Consider the following 15292-nt stretch of genomic DNA (forward strand, 5'->3'; position numbering starts at 1 on the left):
GGTGACCGCAGCCGTGAACGCCGTGAACGCCGTGACAGCGTGAAGGCCGGGACGGCCATGTCGGCGGCCGTGAAGGCCCCGCTCACCCGGCGCGGACGGCGGTGACGGCCCCGCTCACCCGGTGAGGACGCCGTCGAGGAACGGCTCGATGGCCGCGCGCCACGCCTCCGGCTGGTCGTAGTGGACGAGGTGGCCGGCGTCGGCGACCTCGGCGTACTCGCCGCGCGGGAGGACGCGGACCATCTCCTGGGCCTCGGCGCGGCCCAGCAGGCCGTCGAGGCCGCGCACGACCAGGGTGGGGCACCGCACCTGGGCCAGCTCCTCCCAGTGGGCGTCGTAGATCCAGGTCTCGCGGGACTTCAGCATCTGCTCGGGTTCGAAGACGGGGCGCCAGCCGTCGGTGGACTCGTGCATCACCTCGGCGTAGAACTCGCCGCGCGCCGGGTTCGGGCGCTCGACCCAGGGGTCGTCCTCGCCGAACCACTTGCGGACGTCGGCGAGGGTGGCGAAGGGAACGGGCCAGGAGCGGAACCAGTCGGCCCACTCACGCTGCGAGGCCGCGCCGAGCGCGGAGGCCCGCATGTCGCAGATGATCAGCCCGGAGACCAGGTCGGGACGCTTGGCGGCGAGCTGCCAGGCGGTCAGGGCGCCCATGGCGTGGCCGATGACGACGGCCGGGGCGAGACCGAGCTGCTCCAGGGCGGCCTCGGCGTCCTCCACGTACGCCTCGCGGGTGTAGGCGGCCTGCGGGGGCTTCTCGCTCTGGCCGTGGCCGCGCTGGTCGAGGGCGATCGCCCGGTGCCGCCCGGAGAGCCAGCGGGCGGTGGACGCCCAGTGCGAGGCCCGGCCCATCAGACCGTGCAGCAACAGCACGCCGGTGGTCCGGTCGGGGTCGGCGGGCCCGTCCGGCACCGCCCCTCCCCCGGACGACTGGGCCGGAATCGTGGGCTCCGACCCGTTCTGCGCCGGGTCGGACTTGGGCGGGTCACCGAACTCCCAGGCCGCCAGGCGTACGCCGCCCGCCCCGGTCACCTCGATGCGTCGCGCCATAGGTCCTGGCACCCCCCTCGCTCCGCTCGGACCCCCCGCTCCCGTTCGAGCCGGCCGGTCCGGTCACGCGTCGTGTCTGCCGTCGTACCGCTGTGCTGTCCACTGCCTTCGCCCATCGCGCGCCTCGCGCGGCCCGTCACGGCCGTGAATCATCACGGTCGTGATGCGCCCCGCGCGAGGCCCTTCACCCGCAGGCTATCGAATGAACATTCGAAAACACCCACTTACGCGGCCAACACCGCTCGTTCGAGTGACCACCCTCAAGGAATGATCGCCGCCCCCGAGGGGAGATCTTCAACGGGAGGCGGACCGCTCGGGGAAAACGGTCCGAGGGGATTGACCCTGAGAGCTCGGGGCTCCGGGTCAGGACAGGGGAGGACAGGCCCCGGCGCCACACGGCGCCGGGGCCCTCCGTTCGTCTGCGGCACATCATCCCCGCCCCCTCAGGTCATATGCCTCTCGCGACAGATTGGCACGCGAAGCGCCGGAGCGCTGCGATTCGGCACAGGGAATCACCGATTCGACGACATCGACGCGTCACCTCAACTGCCCGACGCGCCCCAGGAGTTGAACAATGCTCAGGCTTTACGGAAGGCCAGCCGCCGGTCCCGCCGCCACCCGGGGGTCGGTATGGGTGGTCGGTATGGGTGGTCGGTACCGGTGATCGCTACCGGTGATCGGTACCGATGATCAGTACGGGGCGAACCCGGGTCCGGTGCCGGCCCGGCTCCGGCGCGGCGCGGTCCAGCTCCGGCGCGGCCCGGCTCCGGCGCGGCCGGCTGCCGCTCAGCGCTTGGCGACGAACACGTGCGACGCGACGTCCGACTCCAGCTCGGCCGCCTCACCGCCACTGCCCACCAGCACGCCGCCGGCCGACTCCGTGACGCTCACCACCGCACCGGGCTGCACACCCGCCCGGCGCAGCGTGTACATCAGCTGCGCGTCCGTCTGGATCGGCTCGCCGATGCGGCGGACGACGACCGTCTTGCCCTCCAGGCCGGGGTCGAGGTCGGCGAGCGAGACCATGCCCTCGTCCAGGAACGGGTGGGCGCCGTCCGTCTCGCCCAGCTCCTCCAGCCCCGGGATCGGGTTGCCGTACGGCGACTCGGTGGGGTGGCGCAGCAGCTCCAGGACGCGGCGCTCGACGGCCTCGCTCATCACGTGCTCCCAGCGGCACGCCTCGGCGTGGACCTGCTCCCACTCCAGGCCGATCACGTCGACGAGGAGACACTCGGCGAGGCGGTGCTTGCGCATCACGCGCGTGGCCAGCCGGCGGCCCTCGTCCGTGAGCTCCAGGTGCCGGTCGCTGGCCACCGAGACCAGGCCGTCCCGCTCCATGCGCGCCACGGTCTGGCTGACCGTCGGCCCGCTCTGGTCGAGCCGCTCGGCGATCCGGGCGCGCATCGGGACCACACCTTCCTCTTCCAGCTCGAGGATGGTGCGGAGATACATCTCCGTGGTGTCGATCAGTCCGGACATACGTGCCCCTTGATGAGATGTGCCGAAGGCTCGACGGCTCTTCGGCGCGTGCGCTGGCCCTGGCTTCAATTCTGCCGGATGGCACTGACAAGCGTGCCGCGCCGGTGGAACGAGGCGGTTACATCGGGGAATCCGGGTCCGGCGACCGTCCGGAGGCGAGCTCGCGCCCGGACCCTGCGGAGACCTAAGGGCCTGGTGGGGCCTGGTGGGACCCGGTGGGGGTGGTGGGGCCCGGTGGGGCGGTCGGGCGCGCGGGGCCGTCGGGCTGGTGGGCCGATCGGGCTCGGGGGACGGGCCGACGGGAGCGGGCTCAGCGCCGGTAGAAGATCCGGTCCCCGTACTCGTCCATGATCCGTCCGTTCCACTCGTGCCCGCCGTCCACGTTGCCGGAGCGCAGCAGCGGGGGCTCGATGCCGCGGGCGGCGAGGGAGGCGGCGGCGGTGGCCACGACCGCCTGGAGGAGGGCCGCGGTGACCACCGTGGAGGCGGGCGCGAAGGGCGCGGGGACGGTGTCGAGGGTGAGTTCGGCGTCCCCGACGGCGATCTTGGAGTCCACGACGACGTCGCAGTGGTCCTTCAGGAACGTGCCCGAGGCGTGCCGTGACACGGTCTCGGTCGCGTACGCCACCGAGGTGACGCCGATCACCCGCACGCCCAGGCCGCGGGCGGTCAGGGCCATCTCGACGGGCAGGGCGTTGCGGCCGGACAGGGAGACGATCACCAGGGCGTCGCCCGCGCGCAGCGGGGAGGTGCCGAGGACGGCGCCCGCCAGGCCGTCGACGCGCTCCAGGGCGGAGCCCAGGGTGGCGGGCACGACGTCGACGCCGACGACGCCGGGGACGGCGAGCAGGTTCATCAGGGCCAGGCCGCCGGCCCGGTAGACGACGTCCTGCGCGGCCAGCGAGGAGTGACCGGCGCCGAAGGCGAAGAGGCGGCCGCCGGAGGCGACGGTGTCGGCGAGCAGGGTGCCCGCGGCCTCGACGGCCCCGGCCTCCTCGTCGCGGACCCGGTGCAGCAGGCCGATCGCGGCGTCGAAGAACTGGGCGGCGGGCGTGCGGTCGCTCATCCGAAGGGCCCCTCTGCCGTGTCCGGTGTCGGTGTCGCGGATCCCCGGTCCGGTGTCCGGCGTCCGTGTCGCGGATCACCGTGCGGTCTGGACCAGCGTGCTGTCAATACGTGAGCGGGCGGGCTGAGGCTCAGGTGCCGGCCGGGCGGGGCTCCCGCGCAGAGGGCGAGGCGCTTTCCGGACGCCGTCGCGCCCGCCCACCCGAAGGTGTCAGGCCGGCTCGCCCGGTGCCGTCGCCGCCGCCAGGTCCAGGGCCAGGGCTATGCGGACGGCGACGTCCTCGGCGTACGTCGCGTCGGAACGTTCGAACGGGGTGCGGGCGGCGCCCCGGAGGAACGTCACGACGCCCAGGGTGCGGCCGCGGCTGCGCAGCACGGCGCACAGGGCGTGCACGGTGTCCTCGGGCCACTGGCGCGCGTGCGCCCACTCCTGTGCCCGGTCCTGCGGCACGGTGCCGGCGGAGGCGCGCACGCAGCCGGCGCGGGCCACGCACTGGAGCGCCGGGTGCCCGTCGGCGTAGCGCACGGGCAGGCCCGCGCGGCCGGTGAGCGCACTGGGGCCGGGGCCGCCGGAGGGCGTGGCCGCGACCCGCACCAGCCGGGGCGGCGCTCCGGACTCGCCGTCGGCCTGCGGGGCGCCCGCCACCCGGTCGATCAGGGCGTGGTCGGCGAAGCCGGCGAGCGCGAAGTCGAGGTGCACGGTGGCCGCCTCCGCCGCGTCCTCGCACTCGGCGGCCGCCCGGGAGGCGCGGTGGAGCTGGTTGGCGCGGAAGCGCAGCAGCGCGGCCTCCTGCTCGCCCTGCTTGGCCTCGGTGACGTCCTGGAACAGCCAGCCCACCCCCAGCGGCACCGGCTCCTCGGTGAGCGGCGACGCCAGCCGCAGGAACCCGCTGCGCCAGCAGCGCCGCTTCTCGCCCTCCGGGGTGCGCACACCGATCCACATCTCGGCGGGCGCGGGCGGGGCGCCCTCGGCGAGGACGTGCGTCAGGGCGTTCTCCAGTTCCTCGACGCCCCGGGTGAGCAGCTCGCCCAGCGGGCGGCCCAGGACGGTCGTACGGCCGGTGCCGAGCGCGCGGGCGGCGTGCGCGTTGACGACGGCGGGGCGCAGGTCGGCGTCGACGAGCACGACCCCCCAGGAGGCGTCCTCGAACAGGGCCTCGCTGAGCGCTATCGAACGCTCCAGGTCTATCTGGGCGTGCACCTCGCTGAAGGCGCAGTACAGGCCGGCGGGCTTGCCCTCGGGGCCGCGCACGGCGGCGGACTGGGTGCGCACGAGGACCCGGCCGCCGTCCTTGGTCACCAGGGCGAACTCGTGCACCTGCCGGCCCGGGGCGTGCATGGACGCCAGCAGACGGCTCTCGACGTCCGCGGCGTCCGCCTCGCGCACCGCCCACCCGGCGAAGCCGCGGCGGCCCACCGCGTCCTCCGCGCTCCAGCCGAGGATCCGCTCGGCCTCCCGGTTCCAGTGGGTGACGACACCGTCGGCGTCGAAGGCGCACAGCGCCGCGTCCATGCCGTCGAGCAGCGCGGCCAGCAGATCCGAGCCGTCCGGAACCGCCGGGCCGTCCGAGGCCCCCGGCCCGGGCCGCTCGGGCTCGTCCGGCCCCAGTTCGTCGGTGGTCCCACTACGGCGGGAAGCACTCACCTGGACCCCCTGCAGGTTCGCTCACGTGCCCTCATTCAACTCGAACGTGACGCAGCCCACATAGGGTTCCCGCAAGATTGCGGAGAATCGTTGCACCGCTCACACCGCCTGCCCGGAGGCGGCCAGCCGCAGGTCGACCCGGACGTCGCTCCCGCCGTCGAGCACATACCGTTCGATCTCCACGAAGCCGCGCGCCACCGCGCACCGCAGGCCCTCCTCGTGACGGCCGGCACCACGTCTCCACGGGACAGGAGAACGCGGGCCCCCGCGCGCGTCAACGCGTGTGCGGCCGGCGCGCGTACACCTCGATCTCGATCCTCATCCGGGGGTCGGCCAGGCCGCACACCATCATCGTCGCCGCCGGCCGCACCTCCCCGAAGCAGCGGCGCAGCACCGGCCAGCAGGGCTCGAAGTCGTCCCGCTCCGGCAGCAGGTAGCGCACCCGCACGACGTCCGCGAACCCGCAGCCCGCCTCCGCGAGCGCGGCCCCGATGTTCCGCAGGCACTGCTCGGCCTGCTCGACCACGTCGTCCGCGATGGTCATCGTCGTGTAGTCGTAGCCGGTCGTCCCCGACACGTGCACCCAGTCGCCGTCGACGACGGCCCGGGCGTATCCGATCCGCTCCTCGAACAGGGACCCGCTGAGGATGGCACGTCGCTCGCTCATGCCCGGAACCGTAGGCGGACCGGCGCAGATACGTCCAATACGTACGTGCGTGCCATCTGATACCTCTGGAGATATGGAGCGCCCGGAACTGCCCCTCGCCCAACTGCACGCCTTCGTCGTCCTCGCCGAGGAACTCCACTTCGGCCGGGCCGCCGACCGCCTCGGCATCGCCCAGCCGCCGCTCAGCCAGCAGATCCGGCGCCTGGAGGCCAAGGTCGGCCACCCCCTGTTCACACGTGACCCGGGCGGAACCGCGCTCACCCCGGCCGGACGGCACCTGCTGCCCGCCGCCCGCCGCGCCCTCACCGGCCTCGCGGACGGACTCGCCGCGGCCAGGGCCGCCGGTGACGGCCGCACCGGCCGGCTCCGCCTGGGCTTCGCCGCCTCGCTCGCCCTCACCGTGCTGCCGGGGCTGCTCCGCGCCCACCGGGAGCGGTTCCCGGGTGTCCACCTGGACCTCCGCGAGATGACGACCGCCCCGCAGCTGACCGCCCTGCGCGAGGGCGCCATCGACGTCGGTCTCCTGCGCGAGCCGCCCGCGCGGGACCCGGACCTGACGTTCACCCCGCTCCTGACCGAGCCGCTCGTCGCGGTCCTCCCGGCGTCCCACCCCCTGGCCGCCCGTCCCGCCGTCGCCCTCACGGACCTCCGCGACTCCCCCTTCGTCCTCCTCCCCCGCGCGACCGGCCCCGGCCTGCACGACCGCATCACCGCCGTGTGCGCCGCCGCCGGCTTCACCCCGCGGGTCGCCCAGGAGGCCGTCGAGTGGGTGACGGTCTGCGCCCTGGTGGAGAGCGGCCTGGGCGTGTCCCTCGCCCCGTCCGGCATCCGCCGCGTCCGCCTGGAGGGCGTCGCCTTCCGCCCCCTCGACCAGCCCGCCGCCCACACCACGGTGGCCCTCGCCCGGCGAACGGAGGACCGGAACCCGCTGGTCGGCCATGTGCTGGCAACCGCGTCGCCAGGACTTTCGAAAAACAGTTGATTCGGTGCCGGAGCGGTTCTTAGGGTGGCTGGTACTTCGGAAAGGAGGTGGTTCGGCAGATGTACGCATACCGGACGGAAGAGGTGACTGCGGGCTAGCAGCCCGTCGTCGTACTCGGTTCGGCGCCGGACCCGCGTGTGTGAGATGCACGCAGCCGGCCAATTCCACGCAGTCACCCGACCCGCGAGTCGCCGGTACGTCCGGCCGGCCCCTCCTCCGGAGGGCCAGACTCGCGGGTCGCCTGCGTTTGCGGCAGCGGTGGTGGGGTGTCGGTCACGCGGAGCGGGTCGGCCCCGCGTGCCGTGGGGGGGCTGCCGGGGGGTCAGTGGGCGATGTCCGCGTAGCCCTCGATCTCGCGGGGGCTGCGGGAGCCGGGGCCGGTGTAGCGGGCGGAGGGGCGGACCAGGCGGCCGGTGCGCTTCTGTTCCAGGATGTGCGCCGACCAGCCGGCCGTGCGGGCGCAGGTGAACATCGAGGTGAACATGTGCGCCGGGACCTCGGCGAAGTCGAGGACGATGGCCGCCCAGAACTCGACGTTGGTGGCGAGGACGCGGTCGGGGCGGCGGTTGTGGAGCTCCTCCAGGGCGGCCTTCTCCAGGGCTTCGGCGATCTCGAAGCGGGGGGCGCCCAGCTCGCGGACCGTGCGGCGCAGGACGCGGGCGCGGGGGTCCTCGGCGCGGTAGACGCGGTGGCCGAAGCCCATGAGGCGCTCGCCGCGGTCCAGGGCCTGCTTGACGTAGGCCTCGGCGTCCCCGGTGCGTTCGATCTCCTCGATCATGTTGAGGACGCGGGAGGGGGCGCCGCCGTGCAGCGGGCCGGACATGGCTCCCACGGCGCCGGAGAGGGCGGCGGCGACGTCGGCGCCGGTGGAGGCGATGACGCGGGCCGTGAAGGTGGAGGCGTTCATGCCGTGCTCGGCGGCGGAGGTCCAGTAGGCGTCGACGGCGGCGACGTGCTTGGGGTCGGGCTCGCCGCGCCAGCGGATCATGAAGCGTTCGACGACGGACCGGGCCTTGTCGATCTCGCGCTGCGGGACCATGGGCCGGCCCTGGCCGCGGGCGGACTGGGCGACGTAGGACAGGGCCATGACGGCGGCGCGGGCGAGGTCCTCGCGGGCCTGCTCGGCATCGATGTCGAGGAGGGGCTTGAGGCCCCAGACGGGGGCGAGCATGGCGAGGGCGGACTGGACGTCGACGCGGATGTCGCCGGAGTGGACGGGGATGGGGAAGGGCTCGGCGGGCGGCAGGCCGGGGTTGAAGGCGCCGTCGACGAGCAGGCCCCAGACGTTGCCGAAGGAGACGTGGCCGACCAGTTCCTCGATGTCGACGCCCCGGTACCGGAGTGCGCCGCCCTCCTTGTCCGGTTCGGCGATCTCCGTCTCGAACGCGACGACTCCTTCGAGTCCGGGTACGAAGTCGGACATCAGGCGGCTCCTCGTGATGTGTGCGACGGGTGGTGGGGCGGGGTGGAGCGGGACGGGTGGTGTGAGGGCTGTGGTGACGGGCTGAGTGTGACCGGTACGTCGGGTTCCGCGGTCCGGGGACTCGCGGTCCTGGGCGGTCACCCCTGTGATGCCCCGTGCGGCCGACGGTCGTCCGACCGGGGCCGGTATCAGCACCATATCCCTGAGTGCCATGTTTGGGGAGTCCTCGCGGCACTCAGTGCCACCCTGGGTTTCGGTGCGCCGGTACGGCAAGATGACCGCGTGACTCCCGCAGACACCGCCTCCCCCGATCCCGGCTCGATGCGCAAGCAGTACCGGGCCGAGGGCCTCGCCGAGTCCGGCCTGGCCGCCACGCCGCTGGAGCAGTTCGCGCGCTGGTTCAAGCAGGCCGCGGCGGAGGCCCATCTGTTCGAGCCGAACGCCATGGTGGTGTCCACGGCGGACGGCGAGGGGCGGCCCAGCTCGCGCACGGTGCTGTTGAAGCACTTCGACGAGCAGGGCTTCGTCTTCTACACCAACTACGACTCCCGCAAGGCCCGCGACCTCGCGGAGAACCCGTACGTGTCGTTGCTCTTTCCGTGGCATCCGATGGCCCGGCAGGTCATCGTGCGGGGTGTGGCCCGGCGGACCGGGCGGGACGAGACGGCCGCGTACTTCCGGACCCGGCCGCACGGCTCGCAGCTGGGCGCGTGGGCCAGCGCCCAGTCCTCGGTGATCGCCACCCGCGCCGAGCTGGAGGCCTCCTACGCCGAGCTGGAGGCCCGCTATCCCGAGGGCGAGCAGGTGCCGGTGCCGCCGCACTGGGGCGGTTTCCGGGTGGCGCCGCAGTCCGTGGAGTTCTGGCAGGGGCGGGAGAACCGGCTGCACGACCGGCTGCGGTACGTGGCGCGGGCGGACGGCAGCTGGCGGGTGGAGCGGCTGAGTCCCTGAGCAGGGCCCGGAAGCCCGTCAGCGGAGCGTCTCCTCCAGCAGTGCCGCCCACTGCGCCACCACCCGTTCGCGGCGCGCCGCGTCGTCGGTGAGGAGGTTGGCGAGGCCCAGGCCGCGGGCCATGTCGAGCAGGCCCTGGACGGTTTCGCGGGTGCCGGGGCGGGACTCGTCGGCGCCGAGCAGGTCGACGGCTATGCGGTGGGTCTCGCGGCCGACGCGGGCCTCGAGTTCGGTCACGCGGGGGCGGAGCTGTTCCTCGTCGGAGGCGGCCACCCACAGGTGCAGGGCGGCCCGGAAGAGGGGGCCGGTGTAGAGGTCGACCAGGGCCGTCACCACCGCGCGCCGGTCGCCGGACGCGCCCTGCGGGAACAGGGCGCGCAGGGCGAGGGAGCGTTCTTCGGCGACGTACTCGACGGCGGCGGTGAACAGGTCCTCGCGGGTGGGGAAGTGGTGCTGGGCGGCGCCCCGGGAGACGCCCGCCCGTTCGGCGACGACGGAGACCGTGGAGCCCGCCCAGCCGCGTTCGGCGAGGCAGGCCACGGCGGCTTCCAGGAGCCGCTGCCGGGTGGCCCGGCTGCGGTCCTGCTTGGGGGCGCGGTCGCGGTCGGCTGCGGTCACAGCACCCATGAGGGATCCCGTCGTTCGAGGAAGGCCGTCATCCCCTCGCGGGCCTGCGCGGAGGAGAACAGGCGGGCCGAGAGCGCGGTCAGGGCGGCCGCGTCCCGGTCGAATGCCTCCAGCACCCTAGCCGTGAGCAGTCGTTTCGTCTCGGCCAGGCCCTGCGGGGCGGATCTGCGCAGACCGTCCAGGACGGGTGCGAGGACGGCGTCGACGTCGTCGCCGGTGGCGGTGAGCAGGCCGATGCGGGCGGCCTCCGCGGCGTCGAAGCGCTCGCCGGTGAGGTAGTAGCGGGACAGGGCGCGCGGGTCGGTGCGGGGCAGCAGGGGCAGGGAGATCACGGCGGGGGCGACGCCGATGCGCACCTCCGTGAAGGCGAAGGACGCCCCGGTGGACGCGGCCGTGATGTCGCAGGCGGCGAGCAGGCCGAGGCCGCCGGCCCGGACGTGTCCGGTGACCCGGGCGACGACCGGTACGGTCAGTCGGACGATCTGCCGCAGCAGGTCCACGAACGCGTCCGGGTCGGGCGGGTCGCGCAGGTCGGCGCCGGCGCAGAAGGTGCCTCCGGTGTGGGTGAGGACGACGGCGCGGACTGCGGGGTCCTCACCGGCCCGCTTCAGCGCGTCGGCCAGTTCGGCCACGAGGGCGCGGGACAGGGCGTTGCGGGTGTCGGGTGCGTCGAGGGTGAGGGTCTCGACGCCTCGCGCGCGGGTGCGGCCGACGGGTGGTGTCATGTGCGGTCCTCCCTGAGCTGCCGGCGGAGGATCTTCCCGGAGGCGGCGCGCGGTACGGCGTCGATGAAGGTGACGCGGCGGACGCGCTTGTAGGGGGCGACCCGTTCGGCGACGTAGAGGGCGATCTCTCCTTCGGTGAGGTCGCCCGCGGTGGGCTGGCGGACCACGTGGGCGTGCGGCACCTCGTTGCCGTCGGGGTCGTAGGCGCCGATGACGGCGGCGTCCGCTATGCCGGGGTGGGTGAGCAGCAGTGCCTCCAGTTCGGCGGGGGCGACCTGGAAGCCCTTGTACTTGATGAGTTCCTTGACGCGGTCGACGACGAAGAGCCAGCCGCCGTCGTCGACGCGGCCGATGTCGCCGGTGTGCAGCCAGCCGTCGGGGTCGATCATGGCGGCGGTGGCGTCGGGGCGGCCGAGGTAGCCCTTCATGACCTGGGGGCCGCGGATGAGGATCTCGCCGGCCTCGCCGACGCCGAGGTCCTTGTCGGGGTCGGCGAGGGAGACGATGCGCATCTCGGTGCCGGCGATGAGCTTGCCGACGGTGCCGGCGGGGGCGTCGCGCATGGCGTCGAGGGGGACGACGTGGGTGCCGGGGGAGAGTTCGGTCATGCCGTAGGCCTGGCCGACGGGCGGCAGGTCCAGGCGGGCCGAGCAGGCGGCGGCGAGGTCGGCGTCGAGGGGGGCGGCCGCGCTGATGACGTGCCGCAGGGAGGACAGGTCGTACCGGGCGACGGCCGGGTGTTTGGCGAGGGCCAGCACGATCGGCGGGGCGACGTAGAGGCCGGTGATGCGGTGGTTCTGGACGGCGGCGAGGAACGTCTCCAGGTCGAAGCGGGGCAGCACGACGACGGTGGCGCCGTTGCGGAGGGGGCCGTTCATCAGGGCGGTGAGGCCGTAGATGTGGAAGAAGGGCAGGACGGCGAGGATGCGGTCGCCGGGGCCGGCCGGGATCGCCGGTTCGAGCTGGGCGAGGTTGGTGGCGATCTGCCGGTGGGTGAGCATCACGCCTTTGGGGACGCCGGTGGTGCCGGAGGAGTACGGCAGGGCCGCGACGTCCTCGGCGGGGTCGACGTCGACGCGGGGTTCGGGGGCCGTCGAGGCGAGCATGTCGAGGAGGGAGCGGTGGCCGGGGGCGCTGTCGCAGACGAAGATCTCCTGGACGCCGCCGGCGAGTTCGGCGGCGCGGCGGGCCGTCTCCAGCAGGGGGGAGACGGTGACGATCCAGCGGGCGGCCGAGTCGCCGAGCTGTTTGGCGAGCTCCTCGGCGGTGGAGAGGGGGTGCGCGGTGGTGACGGTGGCGCCCGCGCGGGTGGCGGCGTAGAACGCGGCGGGGAAGGCGATGGTGTTGGGGCTGTGCAGGGCGAGCACGTCGCCCTTGCGGACGCCGGCCTCGGCGAGGGCGGCGGCGATCCGCCGGTGGAAGCGGTCCAGTTGGCCGTACGTGAGGGTGGTGCCGTCGGTGCCGTCGATCAGGGCCGGATGGTCGCCGAAGTCGGCGGCGCGGCCCAGTACGGCGTCGTGGATGGGCAGTTCTACGGGCGGGACGTCTGCGTACTCGCTGCGGAACATGGCTGGTTCCTCCTGGCGCGACTGGCACCCCACGGTGCCGCTCAGTACGACTTGGGCAGGCCCAGGGTCTGGTGGGAGACGTAGTTCAGGATCATCTCGCGGCTCACCGGGGCGATACGGGCCACGCGGGAGGCCGTGATCAGCCGGGCGAGGCCGAACTCGCGGGTGAGGCCGTTGCCGCCGAGGGTGTGCACGGCCTGGTCGACGGCCTTCACGCAGGCCTCGCCGGCCGCGTACTTGGCCATGTTGGCGGCCTCGCCGGCGCCGATGTCGTCCCCCGCGTCGTACAGGTGGGCCGCCTTCTGCATCATCAGGCGGGCCAGTTCGAGGTCTATGTGGGCCTGTGCCAGGGGGTGGGCGATGGCCTGGTGGGCGCCGATGGGGGTCTTCCAGACGGTGCGGTCGCGGGCGTACGCGACGGCTTTGGCGAGGGCGTGGCGGCCCATGCCGATCGCGAAGGCGGCCGTCATGATCCGTTCCGGGTTGAGGCCGGCGAAGAGCTGGAGCAGGCCCGCGTCCTCGTCGCCCACGAGTGCGTCGGCGGGCAGCCGTACGTCGTCCAGGACCAGCTCGAACTGCTTCTCCACGCTGTGCAGTTCCATGTCGATGGCGCGGCGGGTGAAGCCCGGCGCGTCGCGCGGGACGATGAAGAGGCAGGGCTTGAGCCGGCCGGTGCGGGCGTCCTCGGTGCGGCCGACGATCAGGGTGGCGTCGGCGATGTCGACGCCGGAGACGAACACCTTGCGGCCGGTGAGCAGCCAGTCGGTGCCGTCGCGGCGGGCGGTGGTGGTGATGCGGTGGCTGTTGGAGCCGGCGTCGGGTTCGGTGATGCCGAAGGCCATGATGCGGGCGCCGTCCGCGAGGGCGGGGAGCCACTCCCGTTTCTGGGCTTCCGTGCCGAAGCGGGCGATCACCGTGCCGCAGATCGCCGGGGAGACGATCATCATGAGGAGGGGGTTGCCGGCGGTGCCGAGTTCTTCGAGGACGAGGGAGAGTTCGGTGATGCCGCCGCCTCCGCCGCCGTAGGCCTCCGGCAGGTTGACGCCGATGTAGCCGAGCTTGGCGGCGTCCTGCCAGAGGGTCTCGGAGGCGTGGTCATGGCTCCTCGCGAAGGCCGCGACCGCCGCGCGGAGTGCCTTGTGTTCGTCCGATTCGATGAGGGTGGTCACTGTGGCTCCTTCGGGTGCGGCGTCGTCGTGGCTGGTCGCGCTCACGCGGCGGAGCCGCACATTGATGCGGCCCCGCGCCCCTAGGTCTCTTGCACTACCGCCAGCAGAGTGCCGACCTGTACTTGTTGTCCTTCCGTGACCGGCAGGGACGACAGCGTCCCCGTCGCCGGGGCGGAAATGACGTGTTGCATCTTCATCGCTTCGAGCCAGACGATCGGTTCTCCCGCCCGGACACTCGATCCGGTGACGAGGCCGTCGGCGACCTTGACGACGGTGCCGGGCATCGGGGCCAGCAGGGAGCCGGGGGCGCGCTGGGTCTCGGGGGCGGGGAAGCGGGGCAGGGCGGTGAGGGTGGTGGCGTTGACGTGGACCTGATCGCCGTAGCGGGCCACCCGGTAGCGCCGCCGCAGGCCGTCGGCCTCCAGGACGACCAGGTGCGCGTCGGCGTGCACGATCTGTACGCCTTCCGCGGTCAGGCCGGTGCGGGTGTGCCGGTAGTGGACCTCGTACTCCTCCCCCGCCATGGCGTACCGCTTGGTCTGCGGTGGTGAGGGCAGGTTGCGCCAGCCGCCGAGGCGGGGGCCGGGTCCGGTGCCGGTGTGCGCGTCGGCGAGCGCGGCGGCGAGGGGGGCGTACGGGTCGGGGGCCGGTGCTGTCAGGGCGGGCAGGTGGCGGTCGTAGAAGCCGGTGTCCATACGGGCCGAGGCGAACTCCTCGTGGCGCAGGGAGCGGACGAGCAGGTCGCGGTTGGTGACCGGGCCGTGGATCGCCGCCCGTTCCAGGGCTCCGGCGAGTGCGCGGGCCGCCTCCGCGCGGGTGGGGGCGTGGGCGACGACCTTGGCGAGGAGGGGGTCGTAGTGGACGCCGATCTCGTCGCCGTCGTCGTAGCCGGTGTCCAGGCGGACGCCGTCGGGGACGGCCAGGTGGTGGAGGGTGCCCGTCTGGGGGGTCCAGCCGTTCGCCGGGTCCTCGGCGTAGAGGCGGGCCTCGATCGCGTGGCCCCGCGCGCGCGGGGGGTGGCCGGTGAGGGCGTGGCCCTCGGCGACGCGGATCTGCTCGGCGACCAGGTCGACGCCGAACACGGCTTCCGTGACGGGGTGTTCGACCTGGAGCCGGGTGTTCATCTCCAGGAAGTGGGCGGTGTCGCCGGCCACCAGGAACTCGACCGTGCCGGCGCCGACGTAGTCGACGGCGCGGGCGGCGCGCACGGCGAGCGCGTGCACCTCGTCGGTGAGCTTCTCGGACAGCGCGGGCGCCGGCGCCTCCTCGATCACCTTCTGGTGGCGGCGCTGGAGGGAGCAGTCGCGGGTGCCGAGGGCCCAGACCGTGCCGTGGGTGTCGGCGAGGACCTGCACCTCCACGTGGCGGCCGTTCTCCACGTAGGGCTCGACGAACACCTCGCCGTCGCCGAAGGCGCTCGCGGCCTCGGCGCGCGCGGCCTCCAGCGCGGCGTCCAGGTCCGCCAGACGGCGTACGACGCGCATGCCGCGCCCGCCGCCGCCCGCGGCCGCCTTCACCAGCACCGGCAGATCGGCGTCGGACACCTCGTCCGCGCGCAGGGGGGCGAGCCCCATGAGGGCCTTGGCGCGGGTCTTGGACGCCATCGCCTCGATCGCCTCGGGCGGCGGTCCGATCCAGACCAGGCCGGCGTCCCGTACGGCGCGGGCGAAGGCGGCGTTCTCGGAGAGGAAGCCGTAGCCGGGGTGCACGGCGTCCGCGCCGGCCGCGACGGCCGCCTTCACGATCAGGTCGGCGCGCAGGTAGGTGTCGGCGGGCGCCGCTCCCGGCAGCCGTACCGCCGTGTCGGCCACGCGCGCGTGGAGGGCGCCTTCGTCGGCGTCCGAGTGCACCGCGACCGTGCGGATGCCCAGCTCACGGCAGGTGCGGAAGACGCGGCAGGCGATCTCGCCCCGGTTCGCGACAAGTACGGAGGTAATCACT

General features: G+C 73.7%; 13 protein-coding genes. 2 read left to right on the forward strand and 11 right to left on the reverse strand.

What is annotated here, in order from left to right; all coding sequences use genetic code 11:
* Positions 1 to 114: 114 nt before the first annotated feature.
* The 5 genes from ACZ3KJ_RS17465 to ACZ3KJ_RS17485 all read right to left on the reverse strand — a co-directional run bounded on the left by ACZ3KJ_RS17465 (position 115) and on the right by ACZ3KJ_RS17485 (position 5906).
* Positions 115 to 1050, reverse strand: coding sequence for an alpha/beta fold hydrolase (locus tag ACZ3KJ_RS17465; RefSeq protein WP_467527826.1), 936 nt, complete (start codon positions 1048 to 1050; stop codon positions 115 to 117).
* 786 nt (positions 1051 to 1836) lie between these two features.
* On the reverse strand, positions 1837 to 2529 hold the full coding sequence (locus ACZ3KJ_RS17470) for a metal-dependent transcriptional regulator (RefSeq protein ID WP_467527828.1): 693 nt from the start codon (positions 2527 to 2529) through the stop codon (positions 1837 to 1839).
* 310 nt (positions 2530 to 2839) lie between these two features.
* Positions 2840 to 3595: an SIS domain-containing protein gene (locus ACZ3KJ_RS17475; protein WP_467527830.1), complete on the reverse strand. Its 756-nt coding sequence runs from the start codon at positions 3593 to 3595 to the stop codon at positions 2840 to 2842.
* 210 nt (positions 3596 to 3805) lie between these two features.
* Complete coding sequence (locus ACZ3KJ_RS17480; RefSeq protein ID WP_467527831.1) at positions 3806 to 5239, reverse strand: PAS domain-containing protein; 1434 nt, start codon at positions 5237 to 5239, stop codon at positions 3806 to 3808.
* 274 nt (positions 5240 to 5513) lie between these two features.
* Positions 5514 to 5906, reverse strand: coding sequence for a RidA family protein (locus ACZ3KJ_RS17485; RefSeq protein WP_389521472.1), 393 nt, complete (start codon positions 5904 to 5906; stop codon positions 5514 to 5516).
* Positions 5907 to 5979: 73 nt separating this feature from the next.
* On the opposite strand from ACZ3KJ_RS17485, the gene ACZ3KJ_RS17490 reads away from it, so the two are divergent.
* Positions 5980 to 6888: a LysR family transcriptional regulator gene (locus tag ACZ3KJ_RS17490; protein ID WP_467527833.1), complete on the forward strand. Its 909-nt coding sequence runs from the start codon at positions 5980 to 5982 to the stop codon at positions 6886 to 6888.
* A gap of 322 nt (positions 6889 to 7210) precedes the next feature.
* On the opposite strand, the gene ACZ3KJ_RS17495 is transcribed toward ACZ3KJ_RS17490, so the two are convergent.
* Positions 7211 to 8311 carry a citrate synthase 2 gene (locus tag ACZ3KJ_RS17495; RefSeq protein WP_467527835.1) on the reverse strand — a complete coding sequence of 367 codons (1101 nt, stop codon included), beginning with the start codon at positions 8309 to 8311 and terminating at the stop codon, positions 7211 to 7213.
* 321 nt (positions 8312 to 8632) lie between these two features.
* Between ACZ3KJ_RS17495 and pdxH the strand changes: the two genes are divergently transcribed.
* Positions 8633 to 9262 (forward strand): pyridoxamine 5'-phosphate oxidase, encoded by a 630-nt coding sequence (pdxH, locus tag ACZ3KJ_RS17500; protein WP_389521619.1) that lies wholly within the window; start codon positions 8633 to 8635, stop codon positions 9260 to 9262.
* An 18-nt stretch (positions 9263 to 9280) separates the two neighbouring features.
* On the opposite strand, the gene ACZ3KJ_RS17505 is transcribed toward pdxH, so the two are convergent.
* The 5 genes from ACZ3KJ_RS17505 to ACZ3KJ_RS17525 form a co-directional block, all read right to left on the reverse strand.
* Positions 9281 to 9889 carry a TetR/AcrR family transcriptional regulator gene (locus tag ACZ3KJ_RS17505; protein WP_389521468.1) on the reverse strand — a complete coding sequence of 203 codons (609 nt, stop codon included), beginning with the start codon at positions 9887 to 9889 and terminating at the stop codon, positions 9281 to 9283.
* Positions 9877 to 10614, reverse strand: a complete 738-nt coding sequence (locus tag ACZ3KJ_RS17510; protein WP_467527837.1) for an enoyl-CoA hydratase family protein — start codon at positions 10612 to 10614, stop codon at positions 9877 to 9879. Before ACZ3KJ_RS17510 ends, ACZ3KJ_RS17505 begins: the two co-directional genes overlap by 13 nt.
* Entirely contained in the window at positions 10611 to 12182 is a 1572-nt protein-coding gene (locus ACZ3KJ_RS17515) for a 4-coumarate--CoA ligase family protein (protein WP_467527839.1), read from the reverse strand. Before ACZ3KJ_RS17515 ends, ACZ3KJ_RS17510 begins: the two co-directional genes overlap by 4 nt.
* A 41-nt stretch (positions 12183 to 12223) precedes the next feature.
* The gene (locus ACZ3KJ_RS17520; RefSeq protein WP_467527841.1) at positions 12224 to 13351 is read right to left on the reverse strand and encodes an acyl-CoA dehydrogenase family protein; all 1128 of its coding nucleotides are present in this window, start codon (positions 13349 to 13351) and stop codon (positions 12224 to 12226) included.
* An 80-nt stretch (positions 13352 to 13431) separates the two neighbouring features.
* Positions 13432 to 15291, reverse strand: coding sequence for an ATP-binding protein (locus ACZ3KJ_RS17525; RefSeq protein ID WP_467527843.1), 1860 nt, complete (start codon positions 15289 to 15291; stop codon positions 13432 to 13434).
* Position 15292 lies beyond the last annotated feature (1 nt).

Source organism: Streptomyces sp. NPDC003248, from assembly GCF_055563235.1.